Source organism: Paenibacillus hubeiensis (genome assembly GCF_032334105.1).
GTDB classification, from domain to species: Bacteria; Bacillota; Bacilli; order Paenibacillales; family Paenibacillaceae; genus Paenibacillus; species Paenibacillus hubeiensis.
Map to the genome: position 1 here is coordinate 70,825 of NZ_JAVYAE020000001.1, position 21,090 is coordinate 91,914.

The 21,090-nt window shown below is 51.9% G+C and carries 18 protein-coding genes; 6 read left to right on the forward strand and 12 right to left on the reverse strand.

What is annotated here, in order from left to right:
• Positions 1 to 51 precede the first annotated feature (51 nt).
• From RSX24_RS00295 to RSX24_RS00315, 5 genes are all read right to left on the reverse strand, one after another.
• Positions 52 to 1,887, reverse strand: coding sequence for a UbiD family decarboxylase (locus RSX24_RS00295; RefSeq protein WP_343259365.1), 1,836 nt, complete (start codon positions 1,885 to 1,887; stop codon positions 52 to 54).
• A 550-nt stretch (positions 1,888 to 2,437) separates the two neighbouring features.
• The gene (locus tag RSX24_RS00300; RefSeq protein WP_343259366.1) at positions 2,438 to 3,730 is read right to left on the reverse strand and encodes an amidohydrolase; all 1,293 of its coding nucleotides are present in this window, start codon (positions 3,728 to 3,730) and stop codon (positions 2,438 to 2,440) included.
• A 71-nt stretch (positions 3,731 to 3,801) separates the two neighbouring features.
• Positions 3,802 to 4,095, reverse strand: coding sequence for a hypothetical protein (locus tag RSX24_RS00305; protein ID WP_236419518.1), 294 nt, complete (start codon positions 4,093 to 4,095; stop codon positions 3,802 to 3,804).
• Positions 4,096 to 4,168: 73 nt separating this feature from the next.
• Entirely contained in the window at positions 4,169 to 5,266 is a 1,098-nt protein-coding gene (locus tag RSX24_RS00310; protein WP_236419516.1) for a saccharopine dehydrogenase family protein, read from the reverse strand.
• Positions 5,250 to 5,957, reverse strand: coding sequence for a class I SAM-dependent methyltransferase (locus RSX24_RS00315; protein WP_236419514.1), 708 nt, complete (start codon positions 5,955 to 5,957; stop codon positions 5,250 to 5,252). Before RSX24_RS00315 ends, RSX24_RS00310 begins: the two co-directional genes overlap by 17 nt.
• Before the next feature lie 125 nt (positions 5,958 to 6,082).
• On the opposite strand from RSX24_RS00315, the gene RSX24_RS00320 reads away from it, so the two are divergent.
• Positions 6,083 to 7,159, forward strand: coding sequence for a LuxR C-terminal-related transcriptional regulator (locus RSX24_RS00320; protein WP_343259367.1), 1,077 nt, complete (start codon positions 6,083 to 6,085; stop codon positions 7,157 to 7,159).
• A gap of 174 nt (positions 7,160 to 7,333) precedes the next feature.
• Here RSX24_RS00320 and yidC read toward each other — a convergent pair whose 3' ends face one another.
• From yidC to RSX24_RS00335, 3 genes are all read right to left on the reverse strand, one after another.
• Positions 7,334 to 8,200 (reverse strand): membrane protein insertase YidC, encoded by an 867-nt coding sequence (gene yidC / locus RSX24_RS00325; RefSeq protein ID WP_236419511.1) that lies wholly within the window; start codon positions 8,198 to 8,200, stop codon positions 7,334 to 7,336.
• Entirely contained in the window at positions 8,137 to 8,490 is a 354-nt protein-coding gene (locus RSX24_RS00330; RefSeq protein WP_343259368.1) for a hypothetical protein, read from the reverse strand. Before RSX24_RS00330 ends, yidC begins: the two co-directional genes overlap by 64 nt.
• Positions 8,491 to 8,572: 82 nt before the next feature.
• The gene (locus tag RSX24_RS00335; RefSeq protein ID WP_343259369.1) at positions 8,573 to 10,198 is read right to left on the reverse strand and encodes a DUF4153 domain-containing protein; all 1,626 of its coding nucleotides are present in this window, start codon (positions 10,196 to 10,198) and stop codon (positions 8,573 to 8,575) included.
• Between the two features lie 129 nt (positions 10,199 to 10,327).
• Between RSX24_RS00335 and RSX24_RS00340 the strand changes: the two genes are divergently transcribed.
• A complete protein-coding gene (locus RSX24_RS00340; protein WP_343259370.1) occupies positions 10,328 to 12,103 on the forward strand; it encodes an ABC transporter substrate-binding protein in 1,776 nt (591 codons plus the stop codon).
• 99 nt (positions 12,104 to 12,202) lie between these two features.
• Here the strand turns inward: RSX24_RS00340 and RSX24_RS00345 are convergent, their stop codons facing one another.
• A complete protein-coding gene (locus tag RSX24_RS00345) occupies positions 12,203 to 13,549 on the reverse strand; it encodes an FtsW/RodA/SpoVE family cell cycle protein (protein ID WP_343259371.1) in 1,347 nt (448 codons plus the stop codon).
• Positions 13,546 to 13,881, reverse strand: coding sequence for a PadR family transcriptional regulator (locus RSX24_RS00350; RefSeq protein WP_339278376.1), 336 nt, complete (start codon positions 13,879 to 13,881; stop codon positions 13,546 to 13,548). The genes RSX24_RS00345 and RSX24_RS00350 overlap by 4 nt, the downstream gene beginning before the upstream one ends.
• Before the next feature lie 351 nt (positions 13,882 to 14,232).
• On the opposite strand from RSX24_RS00350, the gene RSX24_RS00355 reads away from it, so the two are divergent.
• Positions 14,233 to 14,817 (forward strand): P-loop nucleotide/nucleoside kinase family protein, encoded by a 585-nt coding sequence (locus RSX24_RS00355; RefSeq protein ID WP_343259372.1) that lies wholly within the window; start codon positions 14,233 to 14,235, stop codon positions 14,815 to 14,817.
• An 83-nt stretch (positions 14,818 to 14,900) separates the two neighbouring features.
• On the opposite strand, the gene RSX24_RS00360 is transcribed toward RSX24_RS00355, so the two are convergent.
• The gene (locus RSX24_RS00360) at positions 14,901 to 16,589 is read right to left on the reverse strand and encodes a DUF8769 domain-containing protein (RefSeq protein ID WP_343259373.1); all 1,689 of its coding nucleotides are present in this window, start codon (positions 16,587 to 16,589) and stop codon (positions 14,901 to 14,903) included.
• Positions 16,590 to 17,023: 434 nt separating this feature from the next.
• Positions 17,024 to 17,863 (reverse strand): YitT family protein, encoded by an 840-nt coding sequence (locus tag RSX24_RS00365; RefSeq protein ID WP_236419495.1) that lies wholly within the window; start codon positions 17,861 to 17,863, stop codon positions 17,024 to 17,026.
• Between the two features lie 301 nt (positions 17,864 to 18,164).
• On the opposite strand from RSX24_RS00365, the gene desA reads away from it, so the two are divergent.
• The 3 genes from desA (at position 18,165) to RSX24_RS00380 (ending at position 21,078) form a co-directional block, all read left to right on the forward strand.
• Positions 18,165 to 19,229, forward strand: a complete 1,065-nt coding sequence (desA, locus tag RSX24_RS00370) for a Delta(5) desaturase DesA (protein WP_290371475.1) — start codon at positions 18,165 to 18,167, stop codon at positions 19,227 to 19,229.
• A 104-nt stretch (positions 19,230 to 19,333) separates the two neighbouring features.
• Positions 19,334 to 20,482: a sensor histidine kinase gene (locus RSX24_RS00375; protein ID WP_339278375.1), complete on the forward strand. Its 1,149-nt coding sequence runs from the start codon at positions 19,334 to 19,336 to the stop codon at positions 20,480 to 20,482.
• Positions 20,479 to 21,078 carry a response regulator transcription factor gene (locus RSX24_RS00380; RefSeq protein ID WP_236419494.1) on the forward strand — a complete coding sequence of 200 codons (600 nt, stop codon included), beginning with the start codon at positions 20,479 to 20,481 and terminating at the stop codon, positions 21,076 to 21,078. Before RSX24_RS00375 ends, RSX24_RS00380 begins: the two co-directional genes overlap by 4 nt.
• Positions 21,079 to 21,090 lie beyond the last annotated feature (12 nt).

Consider the following 21,090-nt stretch of genomic DNA (forward strand, 5'->3'; position numbering starts at 1 on the left):
TGGGACCATAGGAAAAAGCCCAAACCTAAATGTCTGGGCTTTTTCGCGGAATCAAATGTTGACCGAAGCCAGGCTTCCACCCTTGGCGAAAAGTCGTTCAATGCTTTTCTCCACGGCGGGATCCGGAATCAGCGGCGGAGCTTGATGCGGTTTGACGCGTGCATCGATAATGACCTGATCACAGCCCCAATGTTTGTGGCTATATCTGCTGTTCACACCATATATGTCATGGGAAGGATTGCTTCTAGTAAATGTAGCCCATAAAAAATTGCTCAGATTCGCACTCATGAAGGTGCTGTCATCGCACAGGATGATCATGGGACAGCCGTCTTCCGCTCCCCGTTCCTGGAGTGCATCGGTCAATTGCCGCATTTGCTGCTCCGCGTCTGCGTAATCGACGAATGCGTCCGTTTGCATGCAGACCACTCCCGGCATGATGAGTCGCGGGTTCTCGTATCCGCGAATCTCTTTCAGCGATTCGGGAACCTCTCTGCATAATTCGCGCCGCTTGTCCCCGTATGCCGCAAACACGACTTTGCTGCCGCTGTTCAGTCCCGTCCCGGAATAATCGAGCGTATCGATCGTAGTATTCGTCTGAAAATGGATGTCGCGCTGCAAATCCATGCGTTCCAAAATATAGGACAAGAATTCGATCTCGCGATGCGTGTCGAGCGGCTGCTCGTCCTCGGCCGTAATGAAAAGATACTTCGCCAAACTAAGCTGCCCTGTACCCAGAATGCGGTTGGCGATGGTCAACAGCTCCGTAGGCTGCTTCACTTTCTGATACGGCGTATACCGCTCGCTTCCGATGGCAAAGAGCAAAGGGTGAACCCCTGCGGCATCCACCGCATGGACTTCTTTGACGCCGGGAACTTCCTGTTTGACGGCATCGCCCGTTATTTCGTGAATCAATTCTCCGAAAGACGTATCCTCCTGCGGCGGACGGCCAACCACCGTGAATGGCCAAATTGCGCCTGGTCTGGCATATACTTTGTGCACCCGCATGAGCGGAAATGGATGCGTCAAGCTGTAATAGCCGAGGTGGTCACCGAACGGGCCTTCCGGTTTCGTCTCACCTGGGTAGATCTCCCCCGTAATCACAAAGTCCGCGTCGTTGCTGATGCAATACCCGTCCTTGTAACTGTAGCGGAAACGGCGGCCGGCAAGCAGGCCGGCAAAGGTCATTTCGCTGAGCCCTTCCGGAAGCGGCATCACGGCCGACAGCGTATGCGCAGGCGGACCGCCGATAAAAATGCTGACCTTCAGCGGCTCTCCCTTTTTCACGGCCTTCGCCTGATGAATGCCGATGCCGCGATGGATCTGGTAATGCAGTCCGATTTCCTTGTTCATCTCATACTCGTTCCCGCTCAGCTGCACCCGGTACATGCCAAGATTCGAGTTCATGATGCCCGGCTTGTCCGGATCCTCCGAATACACCTGAGGGAGCGTGACAAACGCCCCGCCGTCCATGGGCCAGTGTTTGATCAGCGGAAGATCGGAAATCTGGATCTCTTGTGCGGCCACCGGCAAACTGATCGACTTCTCTTTGGGCAGCGCCTGCCAAGCTGCGAGGGCTGTGCGAACGTGTTGAAACGGCGACTTGAGCGCCTTCATCGGATCGTTCCTTACGCCAATCACACGCTGTACGTCGTCCAGCGTGCTGCGGAACATGAATTTGCTGCGTTCGATCGTGCCGAACAAATTCGATACGGCCGGGAACTTGGAGCCTTTCACATTTTCGAACAGCAGCGCCGGCCCTTTCGCCTCGTAAACCTTCAGGTGGATGGCAGCCATCTCCAGATGGGGATCAACCTCTTCCTTGACCCGGACAAGATGCCCGTGCCGTTCCAAATCGATAATGCAATCTTCCATGCTGCGATATTTCATCGGATAACTCCATTCTTGATAAAATAGTGTTCATTGGTTGCCTTGAAAAACATGTTCAACGATTCACATAGAGGTGCATCACTTGCGTTATCGATGCGGTTATTCGCCAGACGAACCTTGTCCTGCGAAATTGAATATTTTATCAATATAAACCGCAATAATCAATCACACCAGGCCACTGCGAGTACAGTACCATCTTCCGATCGCTATTACCCCCAGATTTTTTTGAATCCCTTTTTTAAAGGGGAAAATCCGGTGATAAATGCGAACGCTTCGCTTCTCCAGATTGGTTCTGTCTCTCCGTTAACGTGTGGATGTTTTTGCGGTTTATATATCATTGCATTCTGACGATTCTTTCAACATCACATCTATATTATCAGATGATCCTCTGCTTCGACAAACGGGATATATCCTGCATAAAAATTCATGATGTGGCGCATTCAAACCTCGCGCTCAAACGCTTATGACTTGAAACACCAAAAAACTCCGAGCCTTTAAGGCCCGGAGCATACTCTGCGACAATAGGAAATTGCACCAAACGATGATTCTATCATATTCCTTCGACGATCCGCGCTGCCCGTTTTCTCGCTTCATGCAGCACGATCTCTTCGTCCAGCGTCAGCAGTTCGCGGTGTCTCATCAACACGCGTCCGTTCACGATCGTTGTGTCCACGTCGGCTCCATTCACGCTGTAAGCGAGCAGCGATTCGACGTTGTGCATCGGCTGAAGGTGCGGCTTTCGCAGGTCGATCAGGATCAGGTCCGCTTTGCGGCCAACGTCCAGCACGCCGACGTCTTCATGCAGGTTGAGCAGATAGGCGCTGCCGCTCGTCGCCATCCGCAGCACCTCCCGTGCCGGCAGCTTCGTAGGGTCGCCATGGTCCAGCTTTTGCAGCCACGTCGCAGCCTTGATCCCTTCGAACATGTCCACCGTCGTTGCGCTTCCGGCACCGTCCGTGCCCAGCCCCACGGCAACGCCTTGGGCCACCATGTCCGTGATCGGAGCGATGCCGCATCCGAGTTTCAAATTGCTGACCGGGTTATGGGCGACGCCGCCGCGCATGCCCTTTAACCTGGCGATGTCGCGGCGGTTCAAGTGCACCCCGTGGGCGAGCAGCACATGCGTTTTTTCAAACAAACCTGTGTTCTCCAGATACTCGGCAGGCGTCATGCCATACTTTTCGCGAATCTTGACCGTTTCTTCCCGGGTTTCGGCCAAATGGATATGGATCGGCACCTGTTCGCTCCCCGCCATTTCAATCACTTCGCGCAGCGGCCCGGGCGGGCAAGTGTACGGGGAATGCGGGCCATACATTGTCGTAATGCGGCCTTCTGCCTGGCCGGACCAGCGCTGTACGAGGTCCACCGCCTCCCGCAGCCGGGCTCCCCCATCGTCTTCCATAAATACCATGCCCCGCGTAAGGGAAGCACGCATGCCTGTCTCGGCAACCGCCTCCGCGATTTCGTCCATATGAATGTACATGTCTGCAAAAGCCGTCGTCCCCGACCGGATCATCTCGGCCATGGACAGCTTGGCGCCCCAGTAAATGTCTTCCGGCGTCATCCGGGCTTCCGCGGGCAGCATCTTGCGATCCAGCCAGTCCATCAGCTTCAAATCGTCGCAGAACGCCCGCAGCAGACTCATCGGCGTATGCTGATGCGCGTTGATCAATCCCGGCATGGCGAGCATTCCGTTCCCTTCCAGGATGTCGTCTCCCGGCTCGGCGGAGACTTGTGAACCCATCGCGACAATCCGGTCTCCCTCCATCCGGATATCTCCCAAATAGGCACTTTCCTCATCCTTCATGCTCAGAATGTTGACCTGCCTGATCAATATCCCCATCGTTTCACGGCTCCTTTAGTTTAGAATGTCGATGCTCTAAACCGAGGATAAACCTTGACGCAGCGGAAAGGTCAAGGGCGCTTTTTCATTTTGATTAAATGAAACCGTTGAATGAAGGGTCTGGGGTCTACATGCACCATGTAGGGATACACTCCCGTGCTTGTGTGCAAATAAAAGAAACCGCCTTCCTTTCCCATTCGCCGGAAAGACATATCGAACACGTTGACGAGGTCGAATTCCCGGTATTTCGTCACGATTCGATCAGCATATAACACCATGGAACGATGGCTCAGGAGCACCTCCTGCGAGATGCCCGTCACCTCGCGCTGCACTTTGTAATACGGCAATACCGCAATGGGTTCCACGTTCTCCCCCCGTCCCCTGTCTTCTTTGTCCCATCATAACAGATCGGGAACGGCGGCAAAAACATGTTTGCGCTTAAATTACCTTAGTCGTGACTTCTAGAGGTTCGGCAAGCTCCTTCTGAATGTCATCCAGCGTAAAACATTGCTCCAGATGATAGACGCCATGCGGCGCTCTCTCCCTGTACATGCGTTCGGCCACGGCCGCTGCCACGGCTGCGGTCGCATCCGCTTCCCGGCGTCCGACCAGAAGCTGCTCCACCTGAACGTCTTTCCCGTGCAGCTTGCCTTTGGCATCGACTTTGACGGCGTACATCTCTTCACCGCCGGGCAGCAGGTCAAACGCTTTGACCGTGCCGTTACGGATCGACGGTACGCTTAGCAAACGGAACATGCCAATATTGCGCGCCAAAGACATCAATCCGGTCATGAAGCGGGAATCCAGGCACAGCCGGGTAGATACCGTCGGAATTCCGAGCGTGCGGGCAACCGTGTGCTGGTCGGAAAAATTAAAGCGATAGGCTTTGCGCTTCCCGAGCTTTGGCCCGAAATCAATGGATTTGCCGTCCATAAAACTGCGAACAAGCACGAGTTTGTCGTTCTCCATAACCTGGTACGAGGCATTCAACTGATCTACGGTCCATTCCACGGCTGCTTTGCCGTGTTTCTCCCCCAGACCAAGCATGACCGTGATATCCACCTCAAGCACTTCGTCGATATGGGCTCCGGCTGCGCGCACCAGCAAATTGGTCACCCCCGGCGACAACCCGACGCTGAGCATCGCGGTCGCTTTGCCTTTCTGCAATCTTTGGTGCAAAGGCTCCACCAAAGCCAGAAAATCTCCTTTTGCCGATATGTCCATATAATCCGTCCCGGCCTGCGCGCAGGCTTCCACGAATCGTGTATCCATCTGGTCGACGCACATGACCACCAGCTTGACGTTTTTTAATTTGGCGGGATCGACTCCCTTTCTTACGTCCAACAGCAAAGGCTGAACTGCTCCGCCCGTGGAGCGGCTGAATTCTATGGCTTTTTCCAGCCGCGTGCCTGCCGCCCATACTTTGCCTGGAAACGAACGGGCGAGCACAGTGCAAACCATGCTGCCGACTTGGCCATAACCGCCGATGACCCAAATTTGATCTTTTTCGGCCTGATAATCATGCACGGATGGCATAGTACCCCTCCACCCAGAACGCTCCAAAATAGCGTGTACTATTTTTGTATCCGCAGTCCCTAAGCAAGCGAACCAGCTCTTCGCCCGAGACGGGATCGGATTCATGACCTAATGAAGCAGCAAAACGCTCCCAATCCGAGGCGGGAACACCCGCTTCAAGCATGTGCCTTTTCCAGGCATTCATGACGGCCGGGTAGGCTGGCGAGGCCAGATCTGCATTCACGGAGGAAACGATCAAGGGTGCACCTGGCTTAAGCCGATTCGCCACCTCGTTCAAAAATCGTCGCTTCGCTTCCAGGCCCTGGATGAAATGCAGCATCAACATGCTTGTTGCCCCATCATACCGATCGCCCGCTTGCAGTTCCTCCAGCGTCACATCGTGCAATTGAACCCGGGATTCCAAGCCTGCTTCGTGAACCCGCTGCTGCGCAAGGCGAATCATCGGAGCCGAGGGATCCACGCCGACAAACGTCCAGCCTGGATGCCGTTTCCCGAGCAGCGTGATTTCTTTCCCTCCTCCCGCTCCGGTTACCAGCAGTCTGGCAGCGGTTTGGTTTTCCAGCGTTGCGGCAAGCAGCCGCTCCATCAGCTGATGCATCCGGTCGTACCCCGGTATTTTATGCGCGATCGATTGCTCGTAGCGACGTCCGTCAACGGTATCCCAACTCATCGGGGCAGATTGTTCTTTCATGGGTGTCACCCTCCTTCGGTTGTAAGTTCGGCTTGACGGCTATATGCCCTAAATTCATTATAGAAGGATGCATATGAACAACCATCCCAGAAGGCTGGGATATTTCCGATAAAGGAGGTCTTCGTTTGATCGCATACCCGGACCGCAGTTTAAATCGCATCACCTCTCTCGAAAAAGAAACCTGGACATCGCGCACCTATCGGGAAACCGTATTGCATCGAATTCAAAACATCGTTCCCTATGATGCCTACTGTTTTACGACCGTAGATCCCCAGACGCTTTTGTCCACAGGGGCGGTGACGGAAGCCGGCATCGAATCGATCCATAACCAACTGTTTCTGAACGAATATGCCGAAGAGGACCACCATAAATACGCGGATATGATCCGTACGGGGAAACACGCGGCCCGCTTGAGCGAAGCGGTTCACGAACGATCGCAATACAGTCCACGCTATGACCGCATTCTGCTGCCTGCCGGATTCGGAGACGAGCTGCGCACCGTACTGGTCAGCGAAGGCGCATGCTGGGGATATCTGACCCTTTATCGCAGAGCGGGTCAACCATGGTTTACCGAAGAAGAACAACAGTTCATCGCGGCAGCGGCAGAATCGATGGCGCGCATGCTGCGCTTGACCAGCCTGACCCTGTTGGACGAAATCCGTAGTGAAAGCCCCGTCGAGCCGGGTTTGATGATCGTATCGCATAAACTCGACCTGCTGTCTATTAACATGGCCGCCCGATACTGGTTAACCCAGATGCGGCTGCTTGAGCAGATTGGCCCCGACGTCCTGCCTCGCCCGGTTCGGGCCGTCAGCTCCCACGTCATTTGCCGTGAGGCCGCTGCCTCCCCTTCCAAAACCTGTTTTCAGCTTCCGGACGGACGTTATTTGGTGCTGCAAGCAAGCCGTATGCAAACGTCGTCCGGTCCTGACCAGGTTGCCATTAGGCTGGAGCAGGCGATGCCGCAGGAACTGCTGCCTTTGCTGGCGGAGCGTCATGGGCTCACAACCCGCGAACGGGAGCTGCTCGGATTTGTCCTGCGCAGCTATTCGTCCAAAGACATTGCCGCAGCCATGCACATATCGGCATACACGGTGCAGGATCATCTGAAATCGATTTTTTCCAAAACGGGCGTCTCCTCGCGGCGGGAGCTGATTTGGCATTTTGTCTCCCGCTTCCAATTATCCGACGGGTCTGCATGATGGTCAATTGCCAGAAACATATGTTATCCCGAAACCATCGATCCTGATTCTTCAGTCAAACCAGGTGGCAATGAGGGGATACAAAAAAAACCTGATCCATCACGGACCAGGCTTTTTTGCTATAGCCATTGGATTACTTGTTCTTCATATTGTACTGCGCCTATGCCAAACAACTTAGGATTTCGCCGGTTTCGCTTTTCCCGATTTGACCTTTTTCGTTGGCACCTCTGCCGGCTCTTCCGGAACGTCCACCGGATACAGCTTGCGGAACAGGAGTGTCTGCAGCAGCAGGAATGATCCGCCGACTGTCCAATATAGCGGCATTGCGGCAGGAGCAGAGAACGAAAAGAAGGCCATCATCAGCGGAGAAATGTATCCCATGATCGCAAACTGTTTTCGCTGCTCAGGCGGCATGTTGGCTTGCGATACTTTGGACTGGATCAAATAAATGACCGCTACCACGATGGCGAGCGCAATGTCGGGCGAACCCAGCTTGAACCAGAGAAACGAATGCGACGACAGCTCCGGCGTCAACCGGATGGCTGTATAGATGCCTGACAAGATCGGAAGCTGGATCAAGAGCGGCAAGCAGCCGATATTCAGCGGATTGAAATTGTGCTTTTTGTACAAGGCCATCGTTTCTTCCGAGAGCTTCTGGCGGCTGGCCGCATCGGACTTGCCTTCGTATTTCTGCTTGAGGGCGTCCAGCTCCGGCTTCATTTTGTTCATGATCGCCCGTGTCCCCTGCTGGGACTTGGCCTGTCTCATCATAAGCGGAAGTAGGGCAAGACGAATGACCAGCGTAAGCAGAATGATCGCTACCCCATAGCTTCCGTCAAAAAAAGTGGCGATATGCTGAATGAGATAGGACAGCGGGAAGACCACGTAGTGATTGAAAAAGCCAGGCGTCGATGAGTTGATTTCCGTCACGTTGCCGCTGCAGCCGGATAATACCAATACCGCCAGCAGCGCCGCCATTAAACCAAGTATACGTAACCGTCCAGTATTAAGCGTGAATCTCTTGTTCGATTGATGCTCCATTTAAATCCTCCTCGTTGTGTGTTGTCCATCCGTCCATTCAACGAGGAGTGACAATCGGGTTCATCGTCATCCGGGGCCTGTCTGCGTCTGACCTTGCGACAAAAACTTTCGGGCTTATGCTGCGTTTCAATCGGCATCGCCGGCGGGCCGGAGCCCCAATAATCACCGGCTCCGCCCTTCACCCAGAACTCGGCCAGTCCGCAGTGCAAATGCGCAATATATGCGTAACTCACCGTGACGATCAGGCCGATGGAGAAAATATACGGCAACCATTCGTGAAGCTCAAACAAGAGATTCACCCCCTTCATATATTCGTTTTTACATTATAACACTTACATATCGATTTTGCATAAAATCACGGCAACATTTGTGTTACTCTTCTGCTGCCAATGTTTGCAATTCATGCAGGGCCCGATATTTGGCAATGTTGAACGAAGGCCATGAATGAACCGAGCCATCCGCCTCCAGCTGCTGCCGCCGCTCCAGCAGCAATGCTTTCAATTCCTCGTTTTCTTTCCTTGCAAAGTCACTCAGCAGCGGAACGGCATCGGCAGACAATCCTGCCAGATAAGATGCATCCACGTCCCCAGACTGATGGTAACGCTCGATATTCCGCTCGGCAATGATTCGATCCATGCCAACATAGTTGACTGCGACATAGGCCGTCAAGGAGAGCGCCAGAACCCAGCGCCACATCGGAAACGTTGTGCGTACAATGCGCAAACTGGCAATCAGCAATAGAAACGCAAGAAAGATCATAAACGCATGTACCAGAAAACGGATGTAGGTGTAGCCGTAAGCCTGCTCATAAAGCAGCAGACGCGCAAATGCCGAGTAGAGCATGATGGCTGAGCATCCAACCGTAATAAACAACAGCACTTGATGGACACGCGTGCCCACGCTTCCAACCGTGTTGGTGAACTGCAAAGCGATCGTCAAAATGACAAAATTGATGCCCGTGACCAATACCAGCTCCGCAAAGCCGCTGCGAGCATATTCCGCGTACGTCATTCCCGATGGCAGGTTCCCTTCCCCCGCCCCGAACAGGTACGCAAACTGCACGAACACAAACAGTACATACACGCTGTTAATAACCACAAGGATTGTCCCCATGATCAACGGATCCAGCTTCACGGGCTGCGGATTGGTTGACTGAGCTCCATAAAACTGGCCTGCCACTGCCTTTTTAGTAGCTGCGTCTCCCGCTGGATCCGTTTCCGTTCCCGTTTCAAGCGGCATTGGTCCGTAAACCTTCATTCCGTTTTTCCAATGAGCATTCTCTCTTTTCTCGGCCTCATACGTCATAGGCTGCACAAATCCCCATACGTATCCGAAAAACAACAAGCTTGCAACGACCACCCATACGATTCGCGGGAAACCTTCCCCAAACGATAATTGATCCAGCCATTGCGGAATGCCGGAAACAAGTTGGCTGAAAATGCCGTCCGCCGAGCTGAGCAATGACAATACGATGATCAGGATCGGAAAAGATATCGCAAGCCCTGCCAATATTTTCAGCACAATCGCTTTTTGCGTCCGGTTTATGCCTTTACCTTTACCGCCCGTTTTGGATGCCATCAGGACGAGCGTTTTCCAGTGCCGGATGGATTGCGGCAGCAAATGGTCCAAAGCCGTTCCGATCAAGCCGGGCTCCCACCAATTCCGCTTTTTTCGTCCAAGCAAATATGCCATATGTAAAGAAACAAGCCCAGGTACGGCCATAACATTAAGAATGCGGAACAGCGGGTTATCAAATAACACAAGCGTTAGCGATAAAAGTAGAATACTCCCGGCGAAAAATAAGTCCATATACGTCTTCGCCCGCAACCGGTCTTTGGCAAAGGACAACATAAAGCCGTAAAACAGGATGACAAAGAGCGGATAGGATATCCCCGGCGTTTTCTCAAAAAACAAATACTGGTGTAGTATAGCCAGCACGATCGCTGCCAATAGCGTAATCGGCGCCCTTTTGGGAGACGACAACATGTTCTCAATCATGGAAATGCCCTCCATTTAGATGTTCTTCTCTCCATTCTAGATGGTAAAATAAGAAGATAAATAGAAAATTCGATTCGGAAAACTTCTTATTTTACAAACTACTATTTCCCGGACTGGAGGCATTCCATCATGAAACTCGAGCAACAGTATTTGCAGCTGCATCATCGATATGGTCACGCGGCCAGAAATGAAGTGACGCTCGACGAGCTGGCCGAGCTGCTGGACTGTACGCATCGGAGCACACTGACGATCGTCAAGAAAATGGCAGCCGCCGGCTGGATCGACTGGGCCTCCCGCCGTGGCCGTGGACAACGATCGACGCTCACCCTTCTTGCACCTGCGGAACAAATCGCTTCCCAGTACATGCTGCAAGCGATGAACCGCCGCGATGTAAAACAGGCTGCCGAGCAGATTGGCACGTTTGTCGATTCTGGCCTGCTGCAGGAACAGCTGAACCAGTGGCTGCTCGGTTATTTGGGCCACCACACCGAGGCGGGTAGCAACAACCAACCGATTGATACGCTGAGACTGCCGCTCAGGCAGCAATTGCACGCACTCGATCCGCTCTATATCAATTTGCTGGCCGAATCGTTTGTGACGAGCCATATTTTTGATGGCCTCGTGCAGCGTGGGGAACAGGGGGAAATCTCTCCTAGCCTTGCCCATACTTGGGATGTGAGCGCGGATCGGACAACCTGGACGTTTTATTTGCGCAAAGGCATTACGTTCCACCACGGCCGGACATTTGGCGCAAGCGACGTGGTGTTTACCTTCGAACGGCTAAAGCGTACCGAACGCCGCACTCTTTACCGGGATGTGAGCAGGCAGATTCAGACGATTGATGCGCTTGATCCCTTAACCGTGCGCTTCAAGTTACATACGGCGCATGAACTGTTCCTGCCCTTTCTATCGACGAGTCGGGCTGCCATCGTGCCTTCCGGGCAGTTTCCATCGGATGCGGAGACTGCGGCGGATGATCCGACCGCCATGTCTATCCCCATCGGAACCGGGCCATTCAAAGTCACCCGCTGGGACCGGCATGTTTGCATGCTGGAAGCATTCCCGTCTTATTTTCAAGGCAGGGCGCATCTGGACCGGGTTGAAATCTTGCAAATTCCTTGGAGTTCGCGCCATGAACTGGCAGAGCATCATAACGAAGAAACCCCATTTTTCCATCTGGTGCATAATCCGTCCAACCCTTCCGGGAACGAATGGAGTCAAGTTGGAGCAGGCGTAACCGTGCGCAAATTGATGACCTGCAATACGCAAAAAACCGGACCGCTTCGCGATCCGGCCGTACGGGCACGCGTATACGCTTGCCTTACAGGCGTTCTTTCCGAGAGAAATGACATTCAGACAGCATCGTCTTCCGCTTCGCACAAGTTCATGGATGAGCTCCCTTCAGCGAAAGATGCTGCCGATGGCTCTGCGCCCCTACTCGTCATTGCAACCATTCCGCAGTACAGGCAAAACGCTGCGATCATTGCGGAGAAGCTGCAGCAGCATGGTTTCAACTGTACCGTTCGTTCCGCGCCCATGGAACAATTCAAAGGAGAACTGCGGCTGGAATCGGATCTGATCCTCTTTTCGCTGATCCGCGACCGGGACGAAGAGCTGCGCAGGTATGACCTGTACCTCACTTTGTCGGAGCATTTGCACGATACGGCCAAACACGTTATCCAGAACATGCTGCGATTCGTCATGACCTCACCGGAAGGAGATGAACGCATGTCCGTTCTGGATAAGATCGAGGAAGAACTCGCCAAAGAACATTTACTCATCACCCTTTCCGAAAAACCAATGGAAACGGCTTATCTACCCTCAGTACGAGGGTTGTCGTTTAACAGCCAAGGCTGGGTGAATTTGAGGCACATTTGGTTCCCGTCTACATCGACGCAAGGGTGAAGCCGCTGCTGCTGCAGCTGGCATCGCCCGTATGTTCTTATGTAACGCTAAAAGTCATTGTATTGAAACATGATTTCTTTAAAGATAGGAACGATGCTGTTATTTGCTCTCTGTTAGCCTTCCCTCCTTGCCGTATGCGAGAGAAATCGTGTCTTTGCGACGATATACGCCGAGCAGCAAGCCAATCATGGCATATTCAAAAATCAACCGACTCCCTCCATAACCGATAATCGGGAACGTAATACTAAAAATAGGCACCCATCCTGTGGTTAAGGCAAGCGAATATACCATTTGAACCATAAACATTAGTGTAATGACCACTATGATCATCTGTCCAAACTTGTCCTTGACACGTAAACTAGCTTTTAACATGGTAACCACGAACCAGATGACGCCGATCAACAGGGCAATACCTGCTGTCCAGCCAAATACGTCAATAAGTGCAACGCCGGGGTAACTGTAATACATGGATCTGAATTGGTTAGATGCAATATTCAGACCATTGCCCCACCACCCGGCAGATTTTAAAATGTGGAGGATATTGTAATTATAATACCCCTGTCCGTAAGGGTCAGTCATCCAATTGGGGAGCATCCTAAAACGTTCAAAAGGACCATACGAGCCAGAAATAAACATGATTATGGTTGCGATCACTCCAGCTGAAATAACCGCAAGCAAGCTCAGTATCCATGTCCTCGTAATCCATGCAAACATCAGAACCGAAATCATTGCAAACAACAAGGCCCTTACCCAATCATTCAGCTGAATGAACAAGTGTACGGGTAACGCCATCAGCCCCAAATAAGCGAGCACAGACTGTTTGTTGACTTCAACACTCAATTTATCCAACATGATTGCCCCGATACTGAGCGGCAATATCCAGGCTGCCGCCGTGGAAAGATCTAGGGAGAATCCAAGGGGGAGGGAAATATATCTAAAACTGTTGATAATATTGGTGACTGAAGATAGCCATGGATTTATCCATAACAGCACAATGATCAAGATGTACAGGCCCCAGGCCGCTTTTTTCCACTTCCGGTAATCATAAAACATGCAGAAAAACAATCCAATGATCCCAATGCCGCTATAAGCAAGATAATTAACGTAAAGCCCCTCATACGTCGGTACCGCCAAACGTGTTGCATAAATCCACATTAACAGCAATCCCACCGAAAACAAGGCAAGCACCCCCAACACCACGCCCCAATGGATGCGATGCCGGTGAAGCCGGTGCATGCTTTTGCCGATGGTCAACGGGTCTCCCATCTGTGCAATAGCATAAGATGCTGCTTGCTCCGGCGTGTCCCCCTCCTGCTGCCGCTCGTAAAAAATCTCGTCAAGGTGGCTGCCGATCTCATCCCTTAGATCCGGATGAACCTCGCGAGCCTTGACCTGCCGGCAGACTTGATCCAAATAATGCTCGATTCTCGCATCTCTATGGCTCATGTCAGCCCTCCTTCTCCAAGCACCCGATCGACGGCGCGCCGGAACAGACGCCACTCCGCTTTTTTATGCTCCAACGCCTGAATGCCTTCTTTGCGGATCGAGTAGTATTTGCGTTTGCGGCCCTCGACCTCTTGCCAATAGGACTCCACCCAACCTGCGATTTCCATCGCGTGCAAAATCGGATATAACGTGCCTTCCTTCAGATTAAATACGCCATCGGATTGGCGATGCAGCTCTTTGATCAGTTCGTAACCGTACAAGGGCTTATCCTGCAGCAATGTCAGAATAAGCGTTTCCGTACTGCCTTTGATCATCTGTTTGTTTACGTTCAACGTATGCTCACGCCCCTTTCTCCATCATTCTGCTCCTTCTGCATCAGAATGAGTTCCAAAATATATACCTCGGAAAACTATGCATAGATATTCTAGGTATGATATTACCTGATTCTCCCTTTTCTGTCCAGCGCGCCCCCATGAAAACTATCCTATCCCCTTTTTGTCCTGATATAATAAACGAATTATATAGACTGCAAAAAAACATACACACGTTAACGGAGAGGCATAACCAATCTGAAGAAGAGCGAAGCGTTCGCCTAAAAGCTTTCTGAACGAAAGCTTCATCGGAAGATGGTACTGAACTCGCGTTGTGCCTTCGCGTGTGATTCATAAGGGAGGCCTATGCCCATGAGCAAACTGATCTTTTTCCTCGGCGGTGCCGGAAGCGGCAAAACAACGCTCGCCAAAGCGTTGTCCCGCCAGCGCAAAGCTGCATTTTTCGATATGGACATCCTGCTGCGCCCAGCAGCCGAAGCAATCATGACATTACAGGGACTGGACCCGACAGACCGCGATTCGCCTGAATACAAACGGCTTTGCCGGGATCTCGGCTATCGCATCACGATGGATGCCGCTCTAGACAACGTAGCGCTTGGCATCGACACCATCGTTGTCGGACCATTTACCAAAGAAACACAGACTCCGGACTGGATCGAACAGGAATTGGCCCGTATCGGGCGTTCGCTGCAAGATACCGACGTGCGCGTAGCATACATTTATTTGAACAGCGAAGCGTTATACAAAGAACGGATTAGAGCAAGGCAATCTCCTCTAGATGAATGGAAACTCGCCAACTGGGACAAGTTTGCAGCCTCGCTGGCACGCAAGCAGGTTGCATGGCCGCTTCCTTCCTCTTCCATCGCTTACATCGATAACTCAAACGAGGATATCTCCATCGCGTTGAACGAGGTTGAACGCAGCATGTATGCGTAAACCCCAAAAAGGGGATGTGCTGACCATCTCAAGACAGCAGCATCCCCTTTTGGCATACTTGTTTCTCACATCATTCCATTCTCTCAACAAAACTTCAATGCAAAGTTCATCCGATTCGCTGTCTTTCCAGGCACATACCTGTAAACCATTTCGGCATGCTCCGTAAAAAACAACATTTCCGGTTCCGGTGCGGCCGCCTGCACCTCACAGCTCAAGCCAGGCATATTCCACCGTGCCGGCGTAAAGTCCTCAGGACGAAGATTGGGACCTCGGATTTCGAAGTACACCTCGATCTCCTCCGTCGTGTCCAGCGCGACCTCGACCGTCAGCGCACTATCGCTGACATCGGCATCAAAGGTAATGCCTCGAAGATGGGTGTTCCATCCTTCGCCGACCTCGCGCCGGATCAGTCGCAAATAATATTTCTCGCCCTGATCCGTCCGCCAATGGACGGTGGCCGGATGCATCTGGCCATTCGTATTGCGGCTCCCGGACATCGCTCCGACCATGCGGTTTGCGCCGATCCAGGCCTTGGCCGTGCAAAGCGTGCGATTGTCTGTTGGATCGTTGCGCTCGCATAACTCCAAAAACTGCTTGACCACCAAGCGGTCTCCCGGATGGGACCGAAGAAATGGAAGCGCTTCATCCGGGACGTTCACCCCAACCAGCGCAATTAACGGATCATGCCCTGATTCGCAATTCATGCCTGCGAGATATTCGTAGCCTTCGCCAAGCACCATATATAAAAATACGCCGATGGAGCTATGTTCCCTCATCTCCATATCATACGCCCGGGCAAAAGGACCGGACAAATTTTCAAGGTTGGCATTATAATAAAGCGCGATATTGTTCCAGAGTCCTGCCTCCATCTTGGCGCCAATCCCTCTGAAACGTTCGGTGATCCCGTATCTTCTCCACATGCCCAGCACGGTCAGGTCCACCCCGTAATACGTCGTTGTATTAAACTCGGCAAACGATCCGTATTGATCAAATTCCCGCAGCAGCGCCTCTGCTTGCCTGTCTGCGTGTTCCATCCAATCTTCCCGCTGGAAGCGATGTCCGTAATAATGGGTGATGAACATATGCATAAGTTCGATGTTGGTGTTCATGGGGATCGCATCGGACAATCTGCGATCGATGGAACCCTGCACAGCCAGTTCCATCGCATGGTCCATGCGCTGCAAAAGCGATTCAGGCAGCACATCGGCAAATTCCGCCGTCGCGACCGCGCAGACGCAGGCAATGAACTCTCTCCAGTTCGGGTCATAGCTGATCCAAACCGGCGGCAGTACTTGATTCACGGCCTTCCTGAACAGCTGTTTCAGGCGTTTGGCATCAGCCGCGTCAGCGTGGATGACTCCCTCTGCCTGCAAGTCATGAGCCAGCTTCGCCGATATTCGATCGAACGTTTGCTCCAGAAAATGTGCTGTTCCCGGCGCAAAGGATTTCCATTGATAATTGCCCTTTGGCGGGTCTGCCGCATCCGGCCTCGTCCGAAAGGTTCCGTGATAAATTTCTTCGGGAGCATCGAATTGCATATCGAGTACGTTATGCAGCAGACGAATCGCACGGTCCAAGTCGGCTGTTTCATTACGTATCAGCAAACCCAGCGCATAATGCGCGCTGGCACGCGTGCTGTACTGCGCGGAATTCTCTTCAAAACTGCGGAGCAGCCCTGCCTGTTCGTCATAAAAGCGGTCCATCATCGCCATGGACTGTTTCACCAAATACTGCTGTTCCTTGGACATCCGTTCTATCGTTCGCTCGGCCATGATTGTCATTCCCCTCTACGGTTAAAATCCGGGCTTCGTATCCAGACCCTTCGTATAAACCGCACTAGTCATTCACACAAGAGCACTGCGAGGGCAGTACCATCTTTCGATCGCTGTTATCCCCGGATTTTTTTGATCCCCCTTTTCTAAGGGGAAAATCCGGGGATAAAGGCGAACACTTCGCTTCTCCAGATTGGTTCTGCCTCTCCGCTAACATGTGTATGTCCTTTGCGGTTTTTAGCCGATGAGTCCGGTACAGCTACAATTGTAACGAATAACGGCGAAATTGATAATACAAATGGACGCCATCATGCGAAAAAACATCCCCAAAACGCCGCAAGCAGCTATTATCGTATCCATCTATCCCTTAAGCAAAAAAGCCGTGGCGTTATTGCGCCAGGGCTTCCTTAAAATCCACTTATTTTTCGTTCCACTTACGTTTTCGACAACTCAATGAAGCCTTCCCCGAATACGTCGCGCACGTCATGGATCGTAATGAAGGCATCCGTATCCTCTGCCCGCACGATCTTTTTCAACATAGGCACTTCCTGTTTGCTGATGACGATATACAAAATTTCCTTTGGATTTTTCGTGTAATACCCATGCCCGGAAAGCACCGTAACCCCGCGGTCCATTTTCTCGATGACCTGACGGGCGATATTGTCCTGTTTGGTCGAAATGATCGTTACCGCCTTTTTCGGATTGAGTCCTTCAATGATGAATTCCATCATTTTTGTCCCGACAAACAGCAGAACGATCGTACACATCAAACCTTTGGCCCCAATAATAAAGAACGACGAAAACGCCACGATCAGGTCAAAAAACAACAATGCGTAACTGATGCTCCAGTCCAAATATTTGTTGGCGATCCGCGCCAGAATGACCGTTCCCGCCGTCGTGCCGCCCACGCGTACGATCAATCCGATGCCGAGACCGGCAAATACCCCTGCAAAAATCGTATTAATCCACAGCTCGTTGGAATCGATCGTCCAGCTCTCCGTGAGATGCAAAAACAACGAGTTGAACAGCACGGTAATAATCGTATACACCGTCGTCGTTTTGTCCAGAAACTTATAACCAACGACCAGCAAAATGCCGTTCAGAATCAGGTTCATCAACCCTGGCGACCATTCGAACAAGTAATATAAAATGATGGTAATTCCGGTTACGCCGCCTTCGCCCAAATCATTCGGGATAATGAACAGGTTTACGGCCAGCGCAAACAAGAAAGCACCGACCATCAGATAAGCGATATCCGTTATTCGTTTTTTCATCCAACATTCCTTCCAATCATCAGAAAATCAGCTCTCGCTGTCATGTTATTTTTAATCCATTGTCATATTACCACGTATACCCAAGCATTGATTCTATCATGTCCCGCGCAAAATTTGTATACAAAATACAAAATGTTGCGCGATTTGTGCAAAGGATTTCTCTTATTAGCCCTACACCCATGACAAATGTCATGCTCCGTCCCTGATGTTTATCATGATCAGGCGCTGACGTTTATGACTTACCCATGATACGCCTTTCCCTTTACAATGAAAGCGATTCGATTCAAGGAGGGCATTCATCATGAACAGAACCAAAGAACTTGCATTGAAAAAAGAAGTCATTCCGTTTGAAAAGCATGATATGCATCTAAGCATTCGCCAATTGTTCAATACATTGCTTCCACTCTTTCTATTATGGGCGGCGGCCTACTTCAGCCTGTCCGTGTCCTACTGGCTGACGCTGCCGATCGCGATCGTCGCTTCCGGTTTCGTGCTGCGGACATTCATCATTTTCCATGATTGCTGCCACGGCTCCTTTTTCAAAAACAAACGCGCCAACGATTGGCTCGGAACGATCACCGGCGTATTAACCCATGTCCCTTACCAGCAGTGGAAAGCAACGCACGCCATCCATCATGCGACCAGCAGCAATCTGGACAAACGCGGCATCGGCGACATCTGGGTCATGACCACACAGGAATATCGGGAGGCCTCCCCGTGGCTGCGGCTGCGTTACCGCCTTTATCGTAACCCGCTCATCATGTTTGGACTTGGTCCGTTCTATGTATTTCTGCTGTCCTACCGGTTCAATCGCAAGGGGGCCCGCCGCAAAGAGCGGATGAACACGTATCTGACCAATGTGTTGATTGTGGCCTTGTACGCGCTAATGTGCTGGGCCGTCGGCTGGCAGGCTTTTGTGCTTGTCCAAGCTCCGATCTTTTTCTTTTCCGGTTTCTTCGGCATCTGGCTGTTTTACGTTCAGCATCAATTCGAAGATACGTACTTCGAGCATGAGGACGAATGGAGCTACGTGAAGGCCGCTGTTGAAGGAAGCTCATACTACAAGCTGCCGCGGTTGCTGCAGTGGATCAGTGGAAACATCGGATTCCACCACGTCCATCACCTGAGTCCGCGCGTCCCCAATTATTACCTGGAAGACGCGCATAATGCCACGCCGCCGCTGCAGCAAGCGACAACGATCACCCTGCGCACCAGCCTGGCCGCATTGCGCTTTCGTCTATGGGACGAGGACAGCAAACGTTTCATGACCTTTGCCGAACTAAAGCGAAACAACCGAGCTCTCCCGGCACGTTCCACTTCCACCATACGCGTAACCACGCAAGCGAGTCTGACAGAGAAATCCTAATCTCTGTCCGTTTCGTTTGCTTGTATTCGAGGCCGAGTCATGCTACAGTCAGGCTAAGTTCGGTTGCGTTTGATGCAGTTTAACGTTTCAAGGAGGAGAGTTTCATTCAGAAGTGGACGCAGCTTTTTTATAAAAACACCGGCTTGAACCCGTACGTCTGGCTTGTCTTTTTTATCCTACCCTTCTATTATATATCGCAATATTCCGAGCTATGGACGATGATTACGGGCATTGTGATGATTCTGGTTTTCTTTGCCTGTTATCTGCTGGCCTCCATCACTCGGGGGTGGCAGGTTTACATGTGGATCGGACTGCTGATTGCCATCTCCATCACGATGACCATTGTTTACGATTATGCGTATTTCTCGCTGTTTCTGGCCTTTTTTATCGGATCGATCAAAAACAGGGCCGGCTTCATTTCCCTCTATTTGATTCATCTCGTGACCATGTTCATGACGGTGAACTATGCGGTTATCAACCGCAGCACCCTGCTGCTCAGCCAGCTGCCGTTCGTCTTTATCAGTCTCGTGGCCTCCATCCTGCTGCCCATCAACATGTATAACAAAAACAAGCGCGAACAGCTCGAAGATCAACTGGAGAGCGCCAATAAACGGCTGGATGAGCTGGTGAAAATGGAAGAGCGGCAGCGCATCGCGAGGGATCTGCACGACACGCTTGGTCAAAAGCTGTCCCTGATCGGCCTGAAAACCGATCTGGCCAAACGACTGCTGCGCATCAATCCCGATCAGGCCGAATCGGAGCTGAACGACCTGAGGCAAACCGCGACGACCGCACTCAAGGAAGTGCGCGAGATGGTTACCACGATGCGGGGCACACAGCTGGTCGATGAGCTGCATCGTGCCGAGCAAATATTGAGAGCAGCTTCGATCACGTATGTGTTTGAAGGGAATCCCAAATTGCAGGATACGTCTCAACTCAACGAAAACGTCATGGGCATGTGCCTCAAAGAGGCCGTAACCAATGTCGTCAAACATAGCCAGGCCACCGTTTGCCGCATCCGGCTTGACGAAACGCCGTCGGATAACCTGCTCAGCGTGCAGGACAATGGTGTCGGCATCGAACAAACCATGAGCAAGGACCGCAGAGGCACGGGCATTCTCGGCATGAAGGAACGGCTTGAATTCGTCAACGGCTGCCTGGATATTCAATCCGGTGCGGATCAGGACGGGACCACACTCGTGATCCGCGTCCCGAAACTGACGCGCAAACCGATGAAGGAGGAAGAAACATGATACGAATCGTCGTCGCCGAGGACCAACGCATGATGCTTGGCGCCCTGTCCTCCCTGCTCAATCTGGAACATGACATGCAGGTCGTCGGACAAGCAAGCAATGGACAAGAAGCGCTCGAGCTTGTTCGCGAGCATGCTCCCGACATTTGCCTGATGGACATCGAAATGCCCGTGAAAAGCGGCCTTGAAGCTGCGGAGGAACTGAAAGGCATGAGCTGCAAGGTGATCATTCTGACCACGTTTGCCCGAACCGGTTATTTCGAACGCGCCCTGAAGGGCGGCGTGCGCGGATACCTGCTGAAGGACAGTCCGATCGAAGAACTTGCCGAATCGATCCGCCAGGTCATGAACGGCAGGCGCATTTTTGCCCCGGATCTGGTAGACGAAGCCTATGTTGAGGAAAACCCTTTAACCGAACGCGAGCATGCCGTACTCGGTTTGATGGCCGACGGCAAAAACACCAAGGAAATTGCGGGCCACTTGTTCATTACGACAGGCACGGTTCGCAACTATATCTCCATCATTCTGGGTAAGCTTGGTGCAAGCAACCGCATCGAAGCCATCACGCGCTCGAAGGAAAAAGGCTGGTTCAAATAATGCAATTCCAAA

Excerpts from the sequence above, each read along its gene's own strand:
- RSX24_RS00295 (WP_343259365.1), bottom strand. The coding sequence starts at position 1,887 with ATGAAATATCGCAGCATGGAAGATTGCATTATCGATTTGGAACGGCAC.
- RSX24_RS00300 (WP_343259366.1), bottom strand. The coding sequence starts at position 3,730 with ATGGGGATATTGATCAGGCAGGTCAACATTCTGAGCATGAAGGATGAG.
- RSX24_RS00310 (WP_236419516.1), bottom strand. The coding sequence starts at position 5,266 with ATGCCATCCGTGCATGATTATCAGGCCGAAAAAGATCAAATTTGGGTC.
- RSX24_RS00315 (WP_236419514.1), bottom strand. The coding sequence starts at position 5,957 with ATGAAAGAACAATCTGCCCCGATGAGTTGGGATACCGTTGACGGACGT.
- yidC (WP_236419511.1), bottom strand. The coding sequence starts at position 8,200 with ATGGAGCATCAATCGAACAAGAGATTCACGCTTAATACTGGACGGTTA.
- RSX24_RS00335 (WP_343259369.1), bottom strand. The coding sequence starts at position 10,198 with ATGATTGAGAACATGTTGTCGTCTCCCAAAAGGGCGCCGATTACGCTA.
- RSX24_RS00340 (WP_343259370.1), top strand. The coding sequence starts at position 10,328 with ATGAAACTCGAGCAACAGTATTTGCAGCTGCATCATCGATATGGTCAC.
- RSX24_RS00345 (WP_343259371.1), bottom strand. The coding sequence starts at position 13,549 with ATGAGCCATAGAGATGCGAGAATCGAGCATTATTTGGATCAAGTCTGC.
- RSX24_RS00355 (WP_343259372.1), top strand. The coding sequence starts at position 14,233 with ATGAGCAAACTGATCTTTTTCCTCGGCGGTGCCGGAAGCGGCAAAACA.
- RSX24_RS00360 (WP_343259373.1), bottom strand. The coding sequence starts at position 16,589 with ATGGCCGAGCGAACGATAGAACGGATGTCCAAGGAACAGCAGTATTTG.
- RSX24_RS00365 (WP_236419495.1), bottom strand. The coding sequence starts at position 17,863 with ATGAAAAAACGAATAACGGATATCGCTTATCTGATGGTCGGTGCTTTC.
- desA (WP_290371475.1), top strand. The coding sequence starts at position 18,165 with ATGAACAGAACCAAAGAACTTGCATTGAAAAAAGAAGTCATTCCGTTT.
- RSX24_RS00380 (WP_236419494.1), top strand. The coding sequence starts at position 20,479 with ATGATACGAATCGTCGTCGCCGAGGACCAACGCATGATGCTTGGCGCC.